At 48.8% G+C, this 20,838-nt stretch carries 20 protein-coding genes and 2 pseudogenes; 8 read left to right on the forward strand and 14 right to left on the reverse strand.

Going from position 1 to position 20,838, the window contains the following annotated elements:
- From hisC to JNC77_RS00440, 3 genes are all read right to left on the reverse strand, one after another.
- Positions 1-1,110 (reverse strand): histidinol-phosphate transaminase, encoded by a 1,110-nt coding sequence (gene hisC, locus JNC77_RS00430; protein WP_374828764.1) that lies wholly within the window; start codon positions 1,108-1,110, stop codon positions 1-3.
- 191 nt (positions 1,111-1,301) lie between these two features.
- Positions 1,302-1,763, reverse strand: a complete 462-nt coding sequence (locus tag JNC77_RS00435) for a cyclic nucleotide-binding domain-containing protein (protein WP_374828765.1) — start codon at positions 1,761-1,763, stop codon at positions 1,302-1,304.
- A gap of 34 nt (positions 1,764-1,797) precedes the next feature.
- Positions 1,798-2,481: a response regulator transcription factor gene (locus JNC77_RS00440; RefSeq protein WP_374828766.1), complete on the reverse strand. Its 684-nt coding sequence runs from the start codon at positions 2,479-2,481 to the stop codon at positions 1,798-1,800.
- A gap of 431 nt (positions 2,482-2,912) precedes the next feature.
- Here JNC77_RS00440 and JNC77_RS00445 point away from each other — a divergent pair, with 431 nt between their 5' ends.
- Positions 2,913-4,139, forward strand: coding sequence for a LicD family protein (locus JNC77_RS00445; protein WP_374828767.1), 1,227 nt, complete (start codon positions 2,913-2,915; stop codon positions 4,137-4,139).
- Here JNC77_RS00445 and JNC77_RS00450 read toward each other — a convergent pair.
- From JNC77_RS00450 to tsaD, 5 genes are read right to left on the reverse strand one after another with little or no spacing between them, the layout of a single operon-like run.
- A complete protein-coding gene (locus tag JNC77_RS00450; RefSeq protein WP_374828768.1) occupies positions 4,132-4,827 on the reverse strand; it encodes a class I SAM-dependent methyltransferase in 696 nt (231 codons plus the stop codon). The genes JNC77_RS00445 and JNC77_RS00450 overlap by 8 nt on opposite strands.
- Before the next feature lie 3 nt (positions 4,828-4,830).
- On the reverse strand, positions 4,831-5,262 hold the full coding sequence (locus tag JNC77_RS00455) for an EVE domain-containing protein (RefSeq protein WP_374828769.1): 432 nt from the start codon (positions 5,260-5,262) through the stop codon (positions 4,831-4,833).
- Between the two features lie 36 nt (positions 5,263-5,298).
- Positions 5,299-5,589, reverse strand: a complete 291-nt coding sequence (locus JNC77_RS00460; protein WP_374828770.1) for a YciI-like protein — start codon at positions 5,587-5,589, stop codon at positions 5,299-5,301.
- Between the two features lie 18 nt (positions 5,590-5,607).
- Positions 5,608-6,594, reverse strand: a complete 987-nt coding sequence (locus JNC77_RS00465) for an NAD(P)H-dependent glycerol-3-phosphate dehydrogenase (RefSeq protein WP_374828771.1) — start codon at positions 6,592-6,594, stop codon at positions 5,608-5,610.
- Positions 6,591-7,685, reverse strand: coding sequence for a tRNA (adenosine(37)-N6)-threonylcarbamoyltransferase complex transferase subunit TsaD (tsaD, locus tag JNC77_RS00470; RefSeq protein ID WP_374828772.1), 1,095 nt, complete (start codon positions 7,683-7,685; stop codon positions 6,591-6,593). The genes JNC77_RS00465 and tsaD overlap by 4 nt, the downstream gene beginning before the upstream one ends.
- A 108-nt stretch (positions 7,686-7,793) precedes the next feature.
- Between tsaD and hemC the strand changes: the two genes are divergently transcribed.
- The 5 genes from hemC (at position 7,794) to JNC77_RS00495 (ending at position 13,091) form a co-directional block, all read left to right on the forward strand.
- Positions 7,794-8,720 (forward strand): hydroxymethylbilane synthase, encoded by a 927-nt coding sequence (gene hemC, locus JNC77_RS00475; protein WP_374828773.1) that lies wholly within the window; start codon positions 7,794-7,796, stop codon positions 8,718-8,720.
- Positions 8,721-8,737: 17 nt separating this feature from the next.
- Positions 8,738-9,475 carry a uroporphyrinogen-III synthase gene (locus JNC77_RS00480; RefSeq protein WP_374828774.1) on the forward strand — a complete coding sequence of 246 codons (738 nt, stop codon included), beginning with the start codon at positions 8,738-8,740 and terminating at the stop codon, positions 9,473-9,475.
- Between the two features lie 101 nt (positions 9,476-9,576).
- Positions 9,577-10,983 (forward strand): mitofilin family membrane protein, encoded by a 1,407-nt coding sequence (locus JNC77_RS00485; RefSeq protein ID WP_374830378.1) that lies wholly within the window; start codon positions 9,577-9,579, stop codon positions 10,981-10,983.
- An 11-nt stretch (positions 10,984-10,994) separates the two neighbouring features.
- Complete coding sequence (locus JNC77_RS00490) at positions 10,995-12,602, forward strand: heme biosynthesis protein HemY (protein WP_374828775.1); 1,608 nt, start codon at positions 10,995-10,997, stop codon at positions 12,600-12,602.
- Between the two features lie 21 nt (positions 12,603-12,623).
- Positions 12,624-13,091 (forward strand): tellurite resistance TerB family protein, encoded by a 468-nt coding sequence (locus JNC77_RS00495; protein WP_374828776.1) that lies wholly within the window; start codon positions 12,624-12,626, stop codon positions 13,089-13,091.
- 51 nt (positions 13,092-13,142) lie between these two features.
- On the opposite strand, the gene aqpZ is transcribed toward JNC77_RS00495, so the two are convergent.
- Positions 13,143-13,829, reverse strand: a complete 687-nt coding sequence (aqpZ, locus tag JNC77_RS00500; RefSeq protein WP_374828777.1) for an aquaporin Z — start codon at positions 13,827-13,829, stop codon at positions 13,143-13,145.
- A 191-nt stretch (positions 13,830-14,020) separates the two neighbouring features.
- Here aqpZ and JNC77_RS00505 point away from each other — a divergent pair, with 191 nt between their 5' ends.
- The gene (locus tag JNC77_RS00505; protein ID WP_374828778.1) at positions 14,021-14,347 is read left to right on the forward strand and encodes a hypothetical protein; all 327 of its coding nucleotides are present in this window, start codon (positions 14,021-14,023) and stop codon (positions 14,345-14,347) included.
- A gap of 42 nt (positions 14,348-14,389) precedes the next feature.
- Positions 14,390-15,190 (forward strand): class I SAM-dependent methyltransferase, encoded by an 801-nt coding sequence (locus tag JNC77_RS00510; RefSeq protein WP_374828779.1) that lies wholly within the window; start codon positions 14,390-14,392, stop codon positions 15,188-15,190.
- A gap of 111 nt (positions 15,191-15,301) precedes the next feature.
- Here the strand turns inward: JNC77_RS00510 and JNC77_RS00515 are convergent, their stop codons facing one another.
- The 5 genes and pseudogenes from JNC77_RS00515 to JNC77_RS00535 all read right to left on the reverse strand — a co-directional run bounded on the left by JNC77_RS00515 (position 15,302) and on the right by JNC77_RS00535 (position 20,732).
- Positions 15,302-16,105: an exodeoxyribonuclease III gene (locus tag JNC77_RS00515; protein ID WP_374828780.1), complete on the reverse strand. Its 804-nt coding sequence runs from the start codon at positions 16,103-16,105 to the stop codon at positions 15,302-15,304.
- A 113-nt stretch (positions 16,106-16,218) separates the two neighbouring features.
- The gene (locus JNC77_RS00520; protein WP_374828781.1) at positions 16,219-16,881 is read right to left on the reverse strand and encodes an outer membrane lipoprotein carrier protein LolA; all 663 of its coding nucleotides are present in this window, start codon (positions 16,879-16,881) and stop codon (positions 16,219-16,221) included.
- A gap of 109 nt (positions 16,882-16,990) precedes the next feature.
- A pseudogene (locus JNC77_RS00525) lies at positions 16,991-18,502 on the reverse strand (DNA translocase FtsK); the annotation flags it as partial.
- Between the two features lie 425 nt (positions 18,503-18,927).
- Positions 18,928-19,504 (reverse strand): annotated as a pseudogene (locus JNC77_RS00530) (DNA translocase FtsK 4TM domain-containing protein); the annotation flags it as partial.
- A gap of 157 nt (positions 19,505-19,661) precedes the next feature.
- Entirely contained in the window at positions 19,662-20,732 is a 1,071-nt protein-coding gene (locus tag JNC77_RS00535; protein ID WP_374828782.1) for a glycosyltransferase family 2 protein, read from the reverse strand.
- Positions 20,733-20,838 lie beyond the last annotated feature (106 nt).

Genomic DNA, 20,838 nt, shown 5'->3' on the forward strand with positions numbered 1-20,838 from the left:
TTACTGCTTCATAAAGTCGTTGAGTGCCGCGATTACGCCGCGATTGGCTTCTTCCGGGCCGATAGTCAGGCGCAACGCATTAGGGAACCCGTATCCCCCAACACGGCGCAAAATATAGCCATAGGAAGAGAGCCACTCATCTGCCTTCACAGCCGATTTGGCTGCATTATCAGGAAAATGGATCAGTAGAAAATTCGTAACAGACGGTGTGACCTTCAAACCCATTTTGGTCAATTCTTCGGTCAGCCATTCAGCCCATTTACTGTTATAAGCAATTGAGGTTTCTACGTGGTTTCGGTCGCGGATTGCTGCCGCACCTGCCGCCAATGCAGCCGAATTCATGTTGAAAGGTCCGCGAATACGGTTCATCGCATCAATCATGTGTGCAGGCGCATAAGCCCAGCCCACACGCAGCGCTGAAAGGCCGTGAATTTTGGAGAAAGTGCGGGTCATCACCACATTTTCATTGGCAGAAACCAGCTCCACGCCAGCCTCATAATCATTGCGGCGCACATATTCCGAATAAGCGGCATCGAGCACCAAGATAATATTTTTCGGCAAACCGGCATGCAGGCGCTTGACCTCTTCAAACGGCAGATAAGTGCCGGTCGGATTAGCCGGATTGGCAATGAAAACAATTTTAGTGCGTGGTGTCACGGCTGCCAAAATGGCATCAACATCAACACGCAAATCTTTTTCCTGCACGGTGATAGGTGTGGCACCTGCCGCCTTGCTCTGGATTTCATAAATTGCAAAACCATGCTGCGTGATGATGGTTTCATCGCCAACTGATAAATAAACATGGCAGATCAGCCCGAGCAATTCATCCGAACCATTCCCGCAAATGATATTATCCGGATTCAAGCCGTGGGTCTGGGCAATAGCCTGACGCAGCTCAGTCGCCTGACCATCAGGATAAATCGCCAGCCGTTCTGCGGCGTGTCGATAGGCTTCCAGCGCATGCGGGCTCGGCCCTAACGGCGTTTCATTGGCAGAGAGCTTATAGACCTTGGCAACACCTTCAACAGTTTCCTTACCCGGTACATAGGCAGCAATATCCATGACACCAGCTTTAGGAGTAGGGCGATTGAGGTTTTGATCGTTGGTCATCATTCTGTTCCGTCAAATGAAACTACAGTGATTAAGGAAAATCTTTATGCTCAGTCTCAATGCATAACAAATGCATCATAGCGGCATAAACTGCCACTCCGGACAAGTCGAGCAAAACCTTAAAGCAAACGACAGATCAGCGCCGAAAATGATATTTTTATCGCATCCGGTAAGGTTTCATGAAGAAAACTTCAGTCTTGTTCAGTAAAATGATGGGAGATTTTTTCAATATCCCCCACCATCTTGTTCAAATCTTCGCTTATGCGCTGATAGAGATTGGCAGCAAGTTCAGGATATTCTTCCAAAATGCGGCGAAAAACCGTACGGCTGAGGCGGATGACCTCCGTCTCCTCTTCAGCCAAAGCGCCGGTCAAACGATCTGATTGTGCAATCAATGCCATTTCACCGATGATCGATCCGGAATGAACGGAACGCACCGGAACGCGCTCATTTTGCAAGCGATGAAACAAAACTATATGGCCTGATACGACGATATAGGCGCAATCCGCGCTTTGCCCTTCATGAAACAATTCACGCCCGGCGCGCAGAACCAAACGCTCTGCGCCAAAGGCAAGTAAGCGCAACTGCTCACCGTTGAAGGTTTCAAACAGCCCTACTTTGCTTAAAATGCGGATATCATCATCAAGTGCCATATAGGTCTTTTACACTTTCGGGTGACTTATTCCATCATGGCACAAGTTTATATCCCCCGCTTTCTGTCACAAGCAATGAGACATTGGCAGGATCCTTCTCGATTTTCTGACGAAGACGGTAAACATGGGTTTCCAGCGTGTGTGTTGTCACACCGGAATTATACCCCCAAACCTCTTCCAGAAGCTCGTCACGCCCGACCACCTGTGTGCCGGAGCGGTAAAGATATTTGATGATCGCCGCTTCTTTTTCGGTCAGGCGAATTTTCGCGCCTTTCTCGTCGAGAAGCAGTTTTTGACCCGGTTTGAATGTATAAGGCCCGACCACAAAAGTCGCATCTTCACTTTGCTCATATTGGCGCAACTGCGCACGGATGCGAGCCAGAAGAACCGCAAAGCGGAAAGGCTTGGTGACATAATCATTGGCCCCCGATTCCAGCCCCAAAATTGTATCTGCTTCGGTGTCATGGCCGGTCAGCATAATCACAGGGGCTTTAAAGCCGCCAAACCGCAATTGCTTGACCGCTTCACGACCGTCCATGTCCGGCAAGCCGACATCCATAATCAGCAGATCGATAATATTGCTCTTGATCACTTCCATGGCTTCGGCGGCCGTCGCTTCCTGCCGGATTTGAAACTCTTTGGCGAGCTCCAATTGCTCAACCAGAATGGCGCGCAGATCTTCATCATCATCAACAATGAGAATAGTGCGGTTCGTCATACCTGTCCTCTTTCTTCAGCCGGATAGCCATTAATGCGTCAGCTGTATTCCACCGGAACAATTACACATAGACTGCGCAACCTTGAACCGGCCGGTTCGCTGACTGAATATGGCATTGATTAGCTTCAAGTTGAAGACGTGAAAATAAAAAACCATGTTACATCCAAAATCAGCAATGCGCCAAACTGAAAAACAATGACTAACAATGTGCTGTTGTAGCAGCATTTTTACATTAAGTTATAATCTATTAGAATTATTGTTATGATTCCATTATGATAATATCTATCTGATGAAATCACCCGCACGTCTTGTGCGTATAAGATCTGCTGATCTGCCTGGGATCAGATCAGTTTCTTCATTGAAAAAGCGCTTGCAGACAGGGGAAATCAGGACCATGTTACTCACCTTAAAGAATATTGTGCATTATACGCATGCTTTCTAAAAACTACCGCCTGCTTATCTTCCTGAATAAAAATCATTCATGGCCGATGCGTTTTCTCATCAGCATTGCCGCATTTATTTTTGTTTTTTTCACCAGTTTTTCTGTGTCTCTTGCCAATTACGTTCGCCGTAAAGTCATGGACAATGATTTTAAACTGGCATTGCGGCAATTGCATTGGTTTGCCAGCCGCAGTTATTTGCAATTGAATGTTATTGCTGATCATTTTTTCGATTTCACAGAAGGCATGCGTTATAGCGAACTTGAAAGCACACTGCGTTTTCTGAAGCGGTATAAAAAGCGTAATAGCCCTTTTATCTATACGACTGACCAGCTCTATATTCTGGCACGTATGGCGCACAAAAAGCTTGCTGCAAAAGATCAAACCGGCTTTTTAAATCTTTATGAGCGCTATCAATATGCGGCCAATGATGCTTTGGCAGCCTATACAGATTTGCATTTTGAGAAAAATATCAAAAAGTTAAAGGCTGAGACCAATCAGTTTTCGCAAAATGATGCCCGCGAAGCATTGACCGACTTTTATCAGCTGGTCCCGTATGATGAACTCCCCTCCTATATTATATCCGGTACATTTTTAGGTGTCATCCGCGAAGGTGGCTGGCTGGCTCATGACTATGACATTGATTTAGGCATCCATAGCGAAAATTATAATTCCGGACGTCTGCAATCCCTGTTGGCACAAAGTGATCATTTCGTCATTCGTAAAACCGATCACCAGATACGGATCATCCGCGATGAGGACGATCTGTTTCAGCTCGATAGACTGCCAACGCTGGTTAAACTCGTTCATAAAAACGGCATCAATATTGATGTTTTCATTCATTATCTCGAAGACGACATTCGCTGGCATGGTTCTGTCATCCATCGCTGGGACAACCACGATTTCGCACTCACCACTTATAATCTGGATGGTGTGAACGTGTTGGGTGCAGTTGAGGCGGATCGCTATTTAAGTGAAAATTACGGCAATTGGCGTGTACCGGTCACTGATTTCAACTGTACCACCGGCACGCCCAATTTAAGCGTGGTCAAAAATCTGTTCTCCGTCGCTCTTTTCATCAAGCGTGCAGGCTTTGCCAAAATGAGCGGCGATGCGGCTGACGCACAAAAAATCATCAGCCAGCTACAAATTTCCGGGGCGCTCACAATCAGTGTATCACCAGATGAACCGATGCATTTCAAAGCGGATTTTATTTGAGCGCCGCATCGGCAAAGCACCAAATATGGGTGCTTTTCACATCTGCATCTTCCAGCGCACGGGTAACAGGCACCTGATACAGTGCCTGCTCAGCCAAATTATTTTTCGGCACATAGGCGCGCCCCGGATCGCCCATCAGCACCAGCGCACCGCGTTTGGCCAATTGACGAAACCATGGCATCAGCAAATCGGCAAAAGCTTTGTCATAAAAAACATCCCCCGCCAAAACCACATCCCAGCCATGATCCTGCCCGATCAAATTGTCGGAAATGCTTGATAAATCTACCCCGTTAGCAGCTGCATTAAGCGCCATTGCTGGCCTGGCAAAAACGTCAATATCAGCGCAGATAACCGATTGAGCGCTTGCTTTCATCGCCGCAATACCAACAAGCCCAGAGCCGGAGGCAAAATCCAAAACTATTTTACCACGCACCAATTCAGGATGATCCAGAATATAACGGGCAAGGCCCTGCCCGCCGGCCCAGGCGAAAGCCCAAAATGGCGGAGGCAGGCCAATGTTTGCCAATTCTTTTTCGGTTTTATGCCAAAGGTCATGCGCTTCATCAGCCAGATAAAGCTGCAATTCCGGCACAAATTCTAAAGATTGAAGGCTGGTATTGTCTAAAATAAACGAGGTGATGCGCTCAGGCACTGCCTGCAAAGCAGCATTTGGCGCATCATTCTTCATCGTTTAAATGCTTTTCGGATCAAGACCGCCCATGCGGCATACTTCATCCCATTCGTCCTGCAAAACAGGCTGCACGGACAACCGCATAGAGGTGACAAGCGCCATTTTCTCCAAAACAGGATTGGCTTTGACGTCTTTCAATGTCACTGGCTTTGGCATATCGCAAACGGCACGAATATGGACGCAATCCCAGCGCGGATCATCAGTGGTGCTATCGGGTGCCGAAAGCGCATTCACTTCCACAATCCCCACCACTTCCAAACCTTCATTCGAATGGTAGAAAAAACCTTTATCGCCAATTTTCATCGCACGCATATTGTTGCGCGCCTGATAATTGCGAACGCCGTCCCATTCTTCACCGGTCGCACCCTTGGCTTTTTGCATGTCCCAAGACCATTTGAATGGTTCCGATTTAAAAAGCCAATAATTGGCCATGACAAAATCCTTTCGGAGAAATCAAACAGCGTAACTTTAAGCCGAGGCCGGATTGTTGAAAACCCAGTTCCACGGGCGTACTATGACCGATTCAAACAAGCCTGCAACGGCATAAGGGTCGCTGGCTGCAATTTTTTCAGCCTCTGCCTGATTGTCTGCTTCAATCACAACAAGACTGCCATTCGGCTTGTTGTTGCCGTCCAAAAAAGGCCCTGCGAGTTTCAATCGGTCGCCCAGACCGTTCAAAAATTCCACATGTGCCGGACGTGTGTCCATACGCAATTGCAGATGATCAGCCTTATCGTTGCAAAGAATTGCAAAAAGCATGCGTTCACTCCCGTTTTTTTAATCTTCTGTTTTAAGAGGCCGGTTAATCAGAGCGCTCACCGCATCATCAATGCTGATCTCTCCGGCCAAAAGTGCAGCCGTTGCATCAATAATGGGTGCAGCTATCTGATATTTGAGACAAAGCTCGGCGGCAATAGGGGCGGTCGCAACACCTTCTGCCAATGGACGGCGCGACAGATCTTCACCAGCGCCCAAGGCCATACCATAGGAATAATTGCGCGATTGCGGTGATGAGCAGGTCAGCATCAAATCACCCAAGCCCGACAAGCCCATAATGGTTTCAGGGCGCGCGCCCATTTTATGGCCGATACGACGCAATTCGACAAAGCCGCGCGTGACCAAAGCTGCCTGAGCACTGGCACCAAGGCCGCGCCCGATTGCAGCCCCAGCCGCCAAGGCAAGCACGTTTTTCAACGATCCGCCAATTTCCACACCGGTCAAATCATCGGTTGAATAGCAGCGAAATGCCGCCCCCGACAAAGCAACCGAGACCTGATCGGCAGTGGCGATATTTTTACTGGCAATGGTTACGGCTGTCGGCAATCCGCGCGCCACATCAGTGGCAAAGCTCGGCCCCGATAGCGCGGCAAGCTCGTGCTCCGGCAAAACTTCGCTCACCACTTCCGACATTAGCCTTCCGGTGCTGCGCTCAATGCCTTTAGCACATAAAACCAGCGGTGCGGATTGCGGGATGAGATCCGCCATTTCAGCTAAAGCAGCACCCATTGCCTGCGCCGGCATAACCGACAAAACAATATCGGCATTGTTCAAAACTTCTGCCGCATCAGTGCTTGCCTGCATACTTGCCGGCAGCACAATCTCGCCCAAATAGCGCTGGTTTTGATGGCTGAGATTAATATCCTCAACCGTTGCCGCATCACGGGCATAAAGCATGGTTTGGTGGCCATTATTGGCAGCCATCACGGCAAGTGCTGTGCCCCATGCGCCACCACCAAGCACAGCAATTTTTAAATTTTTCGTCATGCCTTGGCTCCTCTGCGTCCTGTTCCGATTAATGGCGTGGATTTTTGATCCAGCGGCCAACGTGAGCGCGGCGCAATATCAAGCGGATCACCATTTTTGCCAAATGATTCGTTTTGGCAAGCGCGTTCCACGCCTGCCCATGCAATCATCGCGGCATTATCGGTGCATAAATTATGCGGCGGCGCGACAAAACGGAAACCATATTGATCGCACAGATTTTGCAAAGCAGCGCGTAAAGCCTTGTTGGCCGCAACCCCGCCAGCCACCACCAGTTCCGGCATTGGCTTGTCGGGGTACTCTTCCTGAAAGCGTTTTAAAGAGCGGCTGACCCGATCGCTCAACGTGTCGGCAACAGCCAATTGAAAGCCTGCACAAATATCAGCCACATCCTGCTCGCTTAAAGGTGCAATTTCTGTCGCTGTTTGGCGCACTGCGGTTTTCAAACCGGAAAAAGAAAAATCAAGCCGTGCCTCGCCTTTGAGCGGACGCGGCAGTGAAAAACGCTTCGGATCGCCGGTTAAAGCTGCCTGTTCAACAGCAGGCCCGCCCGGATATGGCAATCCCAGCAGTTTGGCAGTTTTGTCAAAAGCTTCACCCAAAGCATCATCAATGGTGGTGCCAAGACGGGTATAATCGCCAAGACCGCGCACCAACACCATCTGGGTATGACCACCGGAAACCAGCAACAATAAATAAGGATAGCTCAAACCATCGGTGAGGCGCGCTGTCAGCGCATGGCCTTCCAGATGGTTGATCGCATAAAATGGTTTTTTCTCGGCCAAGGCGAGTGCCTTGCCGGTCATCAGGCCGACAATCAGCCCCCCGATCAACCCAGGGCCTGCGGTGGCGGCAATAGCATCCACATCACCAAGCTCGCAATCGGCCTCAAAAAGCGCTTGTTTCACCAGCCTGTCCAGAGCTTCCACATGTGCACGGGCAGCGATTTCCGGCACGACACCACCATAGGGTTCATGCTCGGCAATCTGGCTCAACACGACATTGGAGAGAATAACCCCATGTCCATTTTCATCCCGTTCGACTATTGCTGCGGCTGTTTCGTCGCAACTCGTCTCTATTCCAAGCACGCGCATTTGCGATTAGACCCTGAATTTGTTGCCCCCGAGGGGATTTTTGGTTAGGCCATAGGCTAAACCACATTATGACAAGTTTATGCAACCCGGTATCATGGACGAATGAATATGCAAACAGCATCCTTGAAGATCGGCACGCGCGGCAGCAAGCTCGCGCTTGCTCAAGCCTACGAAACGCGCCGCCGCCTGCAGGAAGCCCACGGCCTGCCTGAAGAGGCCATTGAAATCATTCCGATGTCCACCGCCGGTGATCGCATTCAGGATCGTCCTTTAGCCGAAATTGGTGGCAAAGGTCTTTTCACTGAAGAAATTGAACAAGCTTTACATGCGGGTGAAATTGATATCGCGGTACATTCCACCAAAGATATTCCAACCGTACTGCCGGAAGGTCTGCATCTGTCGGTCTTTCTGGAGCGTGAAGACCCGCGCGATGCTTTCATCGGCCGCAATGTCAAGAAATTCACCGATTTGCCGCAAGGTGCTGTCGTCGGTTCCTCTTCGCTGCGCCGTCAGGCCCTTATTCGTCGTCTGCGCCCTGATTTGAAAATTGTCATGTATCGCGGCAATGTGCAAACCCGTTTGCGTAAACTGGAAGAAGGCGAAGTCGACGGTACATTTTTGGCCGCTGCCGGTTTGCGCCGTTTAGGGCTGCAAGATGTCATCACCGATTTGATGGATCCGCAACATTTCCTGCCTGCACCCGGTCAAGGCGCTATCGCGATTGAAAGCCGCATTGGTGACACCCGTATTGATGCACTGCTTGCCCCGCTTGCCCATCGTGAAACACAAATTGCCCTTGCTTGCGAACGAGCATTTTTAGGCCATCTTGATGGCTCTTGCCGCACGCCGATTGCAGGTCTTGCGATCATCAATCAGGGGCATGTGCAGTTTAACGGTATGATTCTTACCCCCGATGGCACACAGGCACATCATGTCAGCGGCGAAGGCTCCATTGCGGATGCTGCTGCCATTGGTGAAGATGCAGCCAAGCGCGTGCGTGCGATGGCAGGCCCAGACTTTTTCAAAGATTGGTAAAATTAGGATTGGTGTGAGTGGAAACTTCATCCTCGGTAAAACTGCCCTCAGGCAAAGCAAAACGCATTTTAGTGACGCGGCCGCAACCAGCGGCAGCACGCACGGCGCATCTTTTGCAACGGGCCGGATTTATTGCGGATGTTTTTCCACTCACCGAAACACAAGCTCTGTCGCCGCAAATTGAGATCAAAACCTATGCGGCGATCACCATCACCAGTATTAACGCTTTACGCCATGCTGATCCGCAACTGCTTGAAGCTATCAAACATCTGCCGCTTTTTGCCGTTGGCGTACGCACAGCCGAAGTTGCGCGCGATTATGGCTTTGAAACTGTTATTGAAGGTGGTGGCGATGCGGTTCGTCTGGCCACAACAATGGCCGAGCATTTGCCCCAAGGCGCTGAGGTTATTTACCTTGCCGGACGGGTTCGCCAACCGATCTTTGAAGAACGCGTTCAAACTACCGGTCTCGTGATGCAGGTCTATGATATTTATGACACTGTCGCCACGCATCCCGACCCGCAACAGATCATCGGCCAGCCTTATGCGGCGGTATTATTATATTCAGGTGTCACCGCTTCCCGCCTGAAATATTTGCAAGAACAGACAGCAAAACCGCTTTTTCAGGCTGGTACCAAGTTTTTCTGCATCGCACCGCGAGTGGCCGAACTTTTGCCGGCGCAATGGAAAGACAACAGTTTTTCAGCCGATCATCCCGATGAAAACGGAATTTTTAGGCTATTTAAGCATATTTAACCGAAAATGAGGCAACGATTCCTTCATGCTTGGGTTATATCTGTTAAGTTGCTGACGATATAGATTGCTAATTGCTGCGTTAAATCATGACGAGAGGACCAATGGCAAAATCCGGAACACCGCGCCACTCAAAGCCAGTACGCAAACCCGTGACGATCGAACATGATCCGGCGCCGAAGCAAAAAACAGATGACACTGTGAACCCGAAGCCGCACACCCACGAAGCGGAGCCGGTTGGTGATTTCACTAAAACGCCAGCCCCTCGCCCGACGACCGTGAAGGCAGAAGTGCCAAAGCCGTCAGCTGCAAAACCAATGTCCTCGCCATCGCAGTCCGATACAATAAAGCCCGATACATTAAAGGATACAGGTTCCGTGTCACAATCCCACATGCAGGCCGAACCAAAACCGCAATCTCAAACATCGGCAAAAATGAGCGAACCGACAGCAGTCAAAAACACCCGCAATACCGGCTCCACACTGCTAGCGGGCATTGCTGGCGGGGTGATCGCCTTGGCAGGGGCGGCAGCATTGCAATGGGGCAATGTTATTCCCTCACCCGGCGCCCGCGTTACAGCCGAGCAATTAGCCCATCTGGAACAAGAAGTTTCAGCACTTAAAATTGCGCCTGTGACAGCAACGCTCAATCAGGCCGGTCAGCAAAAACTCGATCAGGCTGAAAGTCTGGCACAAGCAACTGCCACCAAACTGGATGAGCTTGACAATTCGACAACAGAAAAACTCAATAATCTGCAAAATAAAGTCGACAATCTGCCCATCGCAGGCAGCGCCATTGTGGATGCAGATATTGAAGCACTGACTGCAAAAATTGCAGCCTTGGAAACACAGCTTGCAATAGCTGCATCAAAGGCAAACGAAGCAGTCGCCAATGCGTCAACCGATCAAAACTCAATCACCACATTGCAGGATCAGTTTACAGCTTTACAGGAAAAAGTCTCCGAGACATCACGCCAACCCGACATGGCAGCATTAATTGCCGCCAATTCGCTTAAAAATGCCATTGACCGCGGTGGTTCTTATGTTGCGGAACTGGAAACATTTACATCACTGCACCCTGCAGATCCAGCTGCTGAAATGCTTGAGCAGCACTCAATTACAGGCATTCCAACCATTGCTGATTTCAACGCGTGGTTTAGTCCTGTTGCCGACAAAATCGTCGCAACAGCCAATAAGCCAGCCCCTGATGCAGGTCTATGGGAGCAACTGATGGCAAGCGCCAAAGGGCTTATTAGCGTTCGTCCTGTCGGTGATGTCAGCGGCACTGGTGTCGGGCCAACCACGGCACGTATGGAATCAGCCCTTCATTCCGGTGATCTGGAACGCGCCATTAATGAATGGGAGCAACTTCCCAATGATGCCAAGGCCGTCAGTCAGGACTTTGCCGATCAGATGAAACTTCGCCGCGATGCAGATCAGCTTCTCACCCGCCTGATGGCACAAAGCCTGCAACCAAAGGCAGATGCTGCCACGCCTCAGGCTGCACAATAAGGAGCCGGTGCATGATAAGAATTTTCATTTATGTGCTGATTATTGTTGCGTTGGGCTTGGGCTTTGGCTGGCTTGCAGATCGTCCCGGCGATCTGGTGATGATGTTTGGCGGTCAACGCTACCGCATTAGCTTGATGGTAGCTGCGGCCAGTATCGTTGCCATTGTCGCCGCATTCATGCTGTGCTGGTGGCTGATTAAAAACATCTATCAATCACCGCATATTTTGCGCCGTCATTTTCGTGCCCGCAAACGTGACCGCGGCTATCAGTCCCTTTCAACCGGACTGATTGCAGCCGGTGCAGGTGATGCAGACGCAGCAAGACGAATGAGTGCTCAAGCTGGCAAATTTCTCAGCGCAGATCAGGAACCGCTGATCAAATTGCTGGAAGCCCAGACCGCTATGCTGGAGGGGCGTGCCGATGACGCGCGCAAAGGCTTTGAGGCAATGGTGGAAGATCCTGAAACTCGCTTATTGGGTTTGCGCGGCCTTTATATTGAAGCATTGCGTATGGGTGCCTATGACGCCGCCCGTAATTATGCAGCCGACGCTGCCCGCCATGCCCCGCAGCTGGAATGGGCTTCATCAGCGGTGCTTGGTCAGCTTTGTGCACAAGGCAATTGGGACGCAGCGCTTAACCTCGTTGAAGCACGCAAACAATCACTGCGCCAAAGCAAGATACAAGCCAAAAAAGAACGTGCGGCCCTGCTAACCGCCAAAGCGATGGCAAAGCTTGAAACCGAGCCGCTTGAAGCGCGCAGCATTGCACTGGAAGCGCATAAGCTTAATCCCGATCTCATTCCGGCTTCTGTCATTGCCGCACGCGCTCTTTTCGCCCAAGGCGAAGTGCGTAAAGCATCCAAAATTCTGGAAGCTGCATGGAAAAAAGAACCACATCCGGAGATTGCCGATGTTTATATTCATGGCCGCAGCGGCGACACAGCCCATGACCGTCTGAAGCGTGCCCGTCACTTGGTGTCATTGCGCAGCAATAATGTTGAGAGCAATCTGGCACTGGCGCGAGCCGCCTATGATGCCAATGAATTCAAACTGGCGCGTGATCAGGTCGAACAGGTATTGCAATCCGCACCACGTAAAAGCGCTTATTTGTTGCTTGCAGACATTGAAGAAGCCGATCGTGGTGATCAGGGTCTGGTGCGCCAATGGCTGGGCAAAGCGCTTAAAGCACCACGCGATCCACTGTGGACAGCCGATGGCTATGTCTCGCAAGTCTGGGCTCCGGTTTCACCCGTCACAGGCCGCTTGAATAGCTTTGAGTGGAAAGTGCCGGTTGAAGAAATGGCACCATTGATTGAATCAGAGCCGCAAGAAATACTCGGATCTCAAGATGATACAAAAGAAACGACGAATGCCGCTCCTGTGCTTGATCTGACACAGGTAAAGCCTGTCACGCCGCTTAAAAGCCAAGAACCGCAGCAGCCTGCTGAGGAAGCAACAAAATCAGTAGCTGATACCAACAAAGAAGAAATTGCCAAAACGACCGGGCAAAAAACGGACAAAAGCAAAAAAAGCAAAATTCCGCTGACAGTCGTGGATGATCCGGGTGTCCATCCGGACGATGTCGGCGCCATTAAAACCAATAATATGCGCTTGTTTTAAAACTTTTCATCGGGGAACTGCATGCTGGATCGATTACTTGATTTTATGAAAGACATTCAAGAAAGCGTCATGGGGGAGCCTGCTGAAAGTTTTTCCGAAGATGACCCTAGATTAGCAGCAGCAGCTCTTCTTTTGCACATTATGGATGTGGACGGAGACCGCCGCGAAGCAGAGCGTGATGTGCTTTATCGTACATTATCGGAAGCCTATGCCCTGCCCAGAGAAGCCGTCGAGCGTCTGATAAAAGCTGCAGAAAAAGCCGATCAGGAAGCGATCGACATTTATGGATTTGCGATGGTTTTGAAACGCCATCTCAACCATGCCGCCCGCCTCGAATTTATCGAGCTGATGTGGGAAATGGTTTATAGCGATGGTGCCGTGCATGAGCTGGAAGATGCCGTCATGTGGCGACTGGCCGATCTCTTGGAAGTGGCGGAACCAGACCGGATTGCCATCAGGCACCGTGTAGAAAAACGCTTTTGTGCATGAATATCAATCCGGTTTTTTATGATTAAAAGGCAGTACAGACTGCGTTTTGTTTTAATCTTTGCCGAGAAAAACTTTCCACGTTATCGCGCCAAGTGCCGCTCCCAATAAAGGTGCCAGCCAAAACAGCCAAAGCTGGCTCAAGGCAGCGGTTTCGGCAAACAGCGCCACACCGGTAGAACGCGCAGGATTAACCGATGTATTGGTCACCGGAATGGATACCAGATGAATGAGCGTCAGGCTCAAGCCAATGGCCAGAGGTGCAAATCCTTTGGGGGCCTGTTTTGACGTTGCGCCTAAGATGATCAGGATAAAAAAAGCCGTCAGAACAATTTCAATGATCAGCGCAGAAACCATATTGAACTCACCCGGCGACAGATCACCATAACCATTCGAGGCAAAGCCCTCAGGCGCGAATGTATCATTGCCTGAAGCAATAATATAAAGAAAAAATGCAGCAGCCACCGCCCCTGCAACTTGCGCCGCCCAATAAGGCACAATTTCATGAATTTTCATGCGACCACCGATCAAAAGTCCGAGTGAAACAGCCGGATTGAAGTGCCCGCCCGATATATGCCCGACAGCATAAGCCATCGTCAGCACACTCAAACCAAAAGCAAAAGATACGCCCAAAAAGCCAATACCAAGCTCAGGAAATGTCGCAGCCAGAATTGCACTGCCGCAACCACCAAAAACCAACCAGAAGGTACCGATAAATTCAGCGGACAATTTATTAACCATGTGTTAATCCTTTAGTGTACAAAGTATATTTTTTTGAAAATTTCATTTAAACGAAGAATTACTATTAATTTGCACGATCAATAAACGTATTCAATTCGAAATAGTTATGTAATATTATTATAAAACTTTCACAGTCAATGACTTAACAAAATAATCGACCTATGGCTTATTTAACCATAGACTGATATAAAATGTTCTTTATTATTAGCGCTTCCAAACCCGACTTAAAACAGTTGCGAGAATACCCAAAAATGGATTTTAGCGTGTTATCATCATCTCGTATCCCCTCTATAGCTGTTTTACTGCCGCTGCTGGCATTCATGCAGGGGTGTAGCGTTAATACCTATGCAGAAAAAATCACACTGGATAAGACAGTCATGCCGACCGAATGTGGCGGTTGGGAAAAGATTGATCTAAAAAAGCGAACTTCGCTTTTCCTGATGCGCGAAGATCCGCGTCTGATCGTTGAAATCGACAGCCACAATCTTAAAGGTCAAAATTTAGGGTGCTGGCAGTAATCATGCATATATTTTTCAAGATGCATGGGCTATGGTCATGCCATGCATCCTGATATTATTGCACTGCGCTCTTTTTACGACAGCAAACTGGGTATGATGGCAGAGCGATCCATCACCATGACACTCAGCGCCCTCTGGACACGCCTGCCTGACGAGCGCTTGGTTGGATTGGGTTATGCACTGCCTTTCCTCGACCGCTTTAAAGGTGATGCAGAACGCACATTTGCCTTCATGCCTGCCGGTCAAGGTGCCGTTGCATGGCCGCAAAGACAATCCAACACCACAGCTCTGGTTTTTGACGAAGAATTGCCGCTCCCTGATGCATCTATTGATCGCATCCTGATGGTGCATTCGCTGGAATTTTCAGAAAATCCGGCGGAAACACTCAACGAAATGTGGCGCGTACTTGCGCCCAACGGCCGCCTGTTAATTGTCGTGCCCAACCGTCGCGGTATCTGGGCACGTTTTGAACATACACCTTTTGGTAGCGGGCGGCCTTATAGTCGCGGACAAATCATGTCGGCACTGCGAGAAGCCAATTTCACCGCGACAGCCACCAAAGACGCATTGCATTTTCCGCCGACCTCGAAAAGCTGGCTGCAAAAACCGGTTTCTGCACTGGAACGCATAGCCCGCACCTGCTGGCCCGCTTTTGCCGGTGTATTGGTAGTGGAAGCCCAAAAGCGGCTCTATCAGGGCGTTCCGGTAGCACGTCGTGCATCACGTCGGGTCTTCGTGCCTGTCCTTACACCGCAAGGCACCGCACGCGGTTCAGCTAAAGCATGTCTCCCAAAAGTGGGCACCGGTTTTGGGATAAAGACATGCGTAAAAACAAAATGCTAGAGCGAGCACGGTGGATACGATTAAGTGCGACACGCTCTAAAAACACAGCGCTGCATAAAGCCAATAAAAACGGTCAGGCGCAAAGCACCTGACCACTTGTAAAAGCTGTTATTAAAGATCGAAATTAGCAATCACCGGCACATGGTCTGACGGACGCTCCCAACCGCGAGCCTCACGCAACACCTGCAAATCCTTGATATAATTTTCCAAATCCTGCGAACCCCAAATGTGATCCAGCCTGCGGCCACGATCTGAAGCATCCCAATCTTTGGCGCGGTAGCTCCACCATGTATAAATCTTCTGATCTGCCGGAATGAGGTGCCGCATCAAATCACTCCACCCACCTTTGACACGCAGATCTTCCAGTGTTTCTGTCTCAATTGGCGTATGACTGACGATTTTGAGCATCTGTTTGTGTGACCAAACGTCATTTTCCAATGGCGCAATGTTTAAATCACCTACAAGAATAGATGATAAACCATCGCCTTCATCAGCCACTACATAGCGCATTTCATCCAGAAAACTCAGCTTGTGAGCAAATTTCGGATTGATGTCCGGCTTTGGTTCATCGCCGCCGGCAGGTACATAAAAATTATGAATGCGGATTTTCTTATTTCCCGCTTCAACCACCGAGCTTAAATGACGGCAATCACCCATATCGCAAAAGCCGATTACCTTGACATCGCTCAAAGGTCGGCGAGACAGCGTGGCAACGCCGTGATAGCCTTTCTGGCCGCTGATAGCGATATGTTCATAACCGAGCGCTTTAAAAGCATCATGGGGAAATTGATCATCCGGACATTTTGTTTCTTGTAAGCACAAAACATCCGGTTGATAATTTTGCAAAAACTGCTCGACCAAAGGCAGCCGCAGGCGCACAGAGTTGATATTCCAGGTCGCAACAGAAAATGCCATTTCACTCACTCGCTTTCATTAAAAACGCGAGCACAGTAACACTAAAGTCAGAAATAAAAACCGCTCTTCTCACACATCCACAATAGAGACTGAAAAAACAGTTTATCTGTTCGTTAGTTCCTTTTTTTGCCCTTCATGGCAATGCGCTGATAGTCGATCTTGAACATATCATCAGTAAAGCGAACGCCGGTACGTACATTGAAAACCATTACGGTTGTGTCAAGGTTATGCGCGTCGGTGATGGTCCATTGCTTTAATTCATAAGTTTTTGGATCAAACATCATGGTGATTTTTGAATCACCAAAAACCGATTTGTCGCCAACCACCAAGGTGGTCATATCAGGCTCTTGTTTGACTTGTTTCAGACGGCCGCCGCCCAAATCAATACGGTTATCCAGCAACATTTTAAGTGGAGTTGTCGAGAGTTTGTACTGATCCCAGGTATCGAGTTTGCGATTATTAATGACCACTGACTGGCCATCGGAAATCACACGGATCGGCGAATTTTCATAATTGAAACGGATTTTGCCCGGACGCTCAAGATAAAATGTGCCGCCTTGCTGCTCACCCTTAGGGCCAAATTGAACAAACTCGCCGGTCATAGTACGAAGGCTCGAAAAATGATCTGCAATTTTCTGTGCTTCCGCATTGGCATTTTGCGCCTGCGCATTAACAGGCGCCATGACTGCGATCGGCAAACTCATGCCAACAGCTGCACAAAGCGTACCTGCAACCGAGATCATTTTTACTTTATCAACCAGCTTGGAAAACAGCATATCCATTCGCTTCCAAATTTTTCTTTTCATTATCGTAAGACAGTATGTAGGCCACCAGTTTGTCGTTAGTATGGCATCACAGGCCACAATCACGTTCAAGCTTTCCGGCTTAGTATTCATCATCCCCGGTCTGTACCAAAATCTCACGCTTGCCAGCATGGTTGGCAGGGCTGATCAAGCCCTCCTCTTCCATCCGTTCAATGATGGTTGCCGCACGATTATAACCGATACCTAGACGGCGCTGAATGTAAGAGGTCGAAACTTTTTTATCGCGCAACACCACTGCAACAGCCTGATCATAAGGATCATCGGAATCCTCAAGATTAGATGTTCCGGCAGGGCCTGCGCCTTCCTCTTCATCATCTTCGGTAATCGCATCCAGATATTCCGGAACACCTTGTGTTTTGAGATGCTGAACAACTTGTTCGACTTCCTCATCACCAACAAAAGGCCCGTGAACACGCTGAATTCGGCCACCACCGGCCATAAACAACATGTCACCCATCCCAAGCAGCTGCTCGGCACCCTGCTCGCCCAAAATGGTACGACTATCGATTTTGGAGGTCACCTGGAAGGAAATGCGGGTCGGAAAATTGGCTTTAATCGTACCGGTAATCACATCCACACTCGGACGCTGCGTTGCCATGATCACATGGATACCAGCCGCACGCGCCATCTGTGCCAGACGCTGCACCGCGCCCTCAATATCTTTGCCTGCGACCATCATCAGATCGGCCATTTCGTCGATGATGACGACGATAAATGGCATCGGCTGCAAGTCGAGTTCTTCTGTCTCGTAAATCGCTTCACCTGTATTTCGGTCAAAACCGGTTTGAACGGTGCGTGAAATGGATTCACCACGCTTTTGTGCCTGTGCAACACGGGCATTGAAGCCGTCAATATTACGCACACCCACTTTGGACATATTACGGTAGCGCTCTTCCATTTCGCGCACAGTCCATTTCAGCGCCACCACCGCTTTTTTCGGATCGGTGACCACAGGTGTAAGCAAATGCGGAATACCGTCATAAACCGACAATTCCAGCATTTTCGGATCAATCATGATCAGACGGCATTCTTGCGGCGTCATACGATATACCAGTGACAGGATCATGGTATTGATCGCCACAGATTTACCCGAACCGGTCGTACCGGCAACAAGCACGTGAGGCATTTTGGCAATATCGGCAATCACCGGCTCGCCATTGATGTTTTTGCCCAGTGCAAGCGCCAGTTTGGCTTTATTCTGCTCGAAATCACGGCTTGCCAGCATCTCGCGCAAATAGACCATCTCGCGCTTTTGGTTCGGCAATTCGATACCAATCGCATTGCGCCCCGGAACAACCGCCACACGCGCGGCAATCGCGCTCATCGAGCGGGCAATATCATCGGCCAAACCAATCACGCGCGAGGACTTAATGCCAGGTGCGGGTTCCAGTTCATAAAGGGTTACAACCGGCCCCGGCTTGACGCTGATGATCTCGCCGCGCACACCGAAATCTTCCAGCACACCTTCCAACATGCGGGCGTTTTGATCAAGAACATCTTTGGAAAGCGACGCATCGCGCATCACTGCTTTTGGCTCTGCCAGCAATTGCAATGATGGCAGTTCAAAAGCACCGCTACGCTTACCTGCAGGGCGCTTCGTACGGGCATCGCTGCCACGTGCACTCACACGTTTGGAAGCACGCTTTACAGGAGCCCCTTCGTCCTCATTATCCCAATCAGTATGATTGTCATCACCGTCCAGATCAAACGGCGGCTCATCATAATGAGGCTCCGCACCACCAAATCCCGGTTCGCGGCGGCGATCATTCCCGCGCAAATCACCAAACGGATCATCATGATCACGGGCATTTCGTTTTTTGGATGAACCAGTCAGGCGGCGCATAAGTGCCTGTGCACTCAAATACCAATGTGTGACAGCCCCGACAAACTGGAAACGGGAATGGGCCTGTTCATCATCATCCTCGTCATCTTCATAATAATCGGCATCACTAGCCTCGTCTGGTGAGGATGACGCACCCGATTTAATCAAACCGTTTTTACGTCCGGTCAATCCACCGGCAAAAGCGCAAAGCCAAGTCGCCGGAATTAATAAAACCAGCGCGATGACGGAGGCGATAGCACCATGTGGAAAAGTACCCAAAAACAGGCCGGGCAATTTCAGCATCATATCACCGAAAACACCACCCAAGCCAATTTGCATCGGCCAGCTTGGCGGCACCGAGAAACAACTGGCAATGGCTGCAAACAGTAGTGCCGATAAAATCCAAGCCATAATTCTTTTAGGCAGCCGGCCGATTTTGCCCTGAACCATCAGCAAAATACCCCAGAAAACCAGCGGCAAAAGAGCTGTTACACTGGCAAGACCTAAAAACTGCATGGCAAAATCGGCAAAGACCGCGCCCGGATAGCCAAGCGCATTGGTTGCTTCTTGCGATGTTGCATGGCTAAAGCTTGGATCCGTGACATTCCATGTCGCCAAAGCACCGATCGCCAAACCGACCAAAACCAGCAAAAACAATCCGAGCAGAATATCAAGCTGACGCCGCAAAAGCGTCATAAGCTTCAATCTGTCACCATTTAGCCGTTCATCGTTGACCGGATATCCCTGCCGCATGAAATCTGTCCTGAACAATCCTGTGCTGTGTGCTCCTGCAAAACCATTATGGCCAAAACAGGCCTGATTTCGCAGATTCGGGGCATCATAAAACGGTGATGGTTAAGACCTTATTAACCATCACAACTATTCCATACGTGATTTGAAACAGATCGATCTATTCAGCTTTACCCTGCGCACTCAAACTTTTTTGCTTTTTAAAACCACATATAAAATAGGCTTGCATCAGACGTTTCAAGCAATGCACGGAATGAGTAAAGTCTCCCTCAAGCCAACATGCATAAAGAACATAAAATATATCTTTACCATGAATTTTTTCAAACTCGCTCAAACAGCAAGCTATTAAAGCAGCACGTTTTTCCTTGTTAGGATGCTTAGCCAGTACCTTGATAATCCGGCGCAACTGACAAGTTGCAAAATATGTCGTCACCAGGTGAGATTTTTTGCTCATCGGTCCTATATATTTTTCATGCCTGATTTTCATTTCATGAATAGCGGCAAGACTATCAATTTCCTTCTCAAAGTTCAGTGAAGATAAAATACTTCCCGACCGTGTGCGGTAGGCCACAAGCGGCTTATCGAGATAATAAGCTGTTTGTGCATATGCCGATAAAAGCGGAATAACGGTTACATCTTCAAATACTTTGCCGACAGGAAAATCGGTTCCGGGCTTAAATAATGAACGTCTATACACCTTCGACCACGGATGCAGGCGCGTGCTTTTCAATGTAGCATTCAATAAAAATCCATCACAGACATTGCCATAAAAGCCAGGCTTCCCAATAAAACTACTGCGATGAAATCCTTTGCGAATCATACTCTTTGTTATATTTGGATACCAAGCATTATAATCAAAGAATACTATATCCGGATTGTATTGATCCATGTAACTCAATAATTGTATTATTGCACAATCTAAAATCTTATCATCAGAATCTATAAACCAAATATAGTGTCCACAAGCCTGCTCAAGCAAATAATTACGTACATAGCTTATGCCATTATTTTGTTGAGCGCTTAAAAAGCGAACTCTATCCAATGATAGCAGTTTGTGATTTTTTATCTTTTCAACAGTATCATCTTTAGAGCCATCATCATAAATGATGACTTCGCATTCATCTGTTAATTGATCGATAATACTACTTAAACATTCATCAATATAATTTGATACATTATAACACGGTATAAGTATACTTAATTTAACATTATCATGCGTAATGTTTGCCATTTTTGACCATATTCCCAAACTCCTGACGGAGTATATATTTCTTATGAAACAGCCTTTTCTAAAACAAATAAAAAGTCAAAACCATATTTACCACCCCAAAAAGATG

This window comes from Paenochrobactrum pullorum, assembly GCF_041929845.1.
GTDB classification, from domain to species: Bacteria; Pseudomonadota; Alphaproteobacteria; order Rhizobiales; family Rhizobiaceae; genus Paenochrobactrum; species Paenochrobactrum pullorum.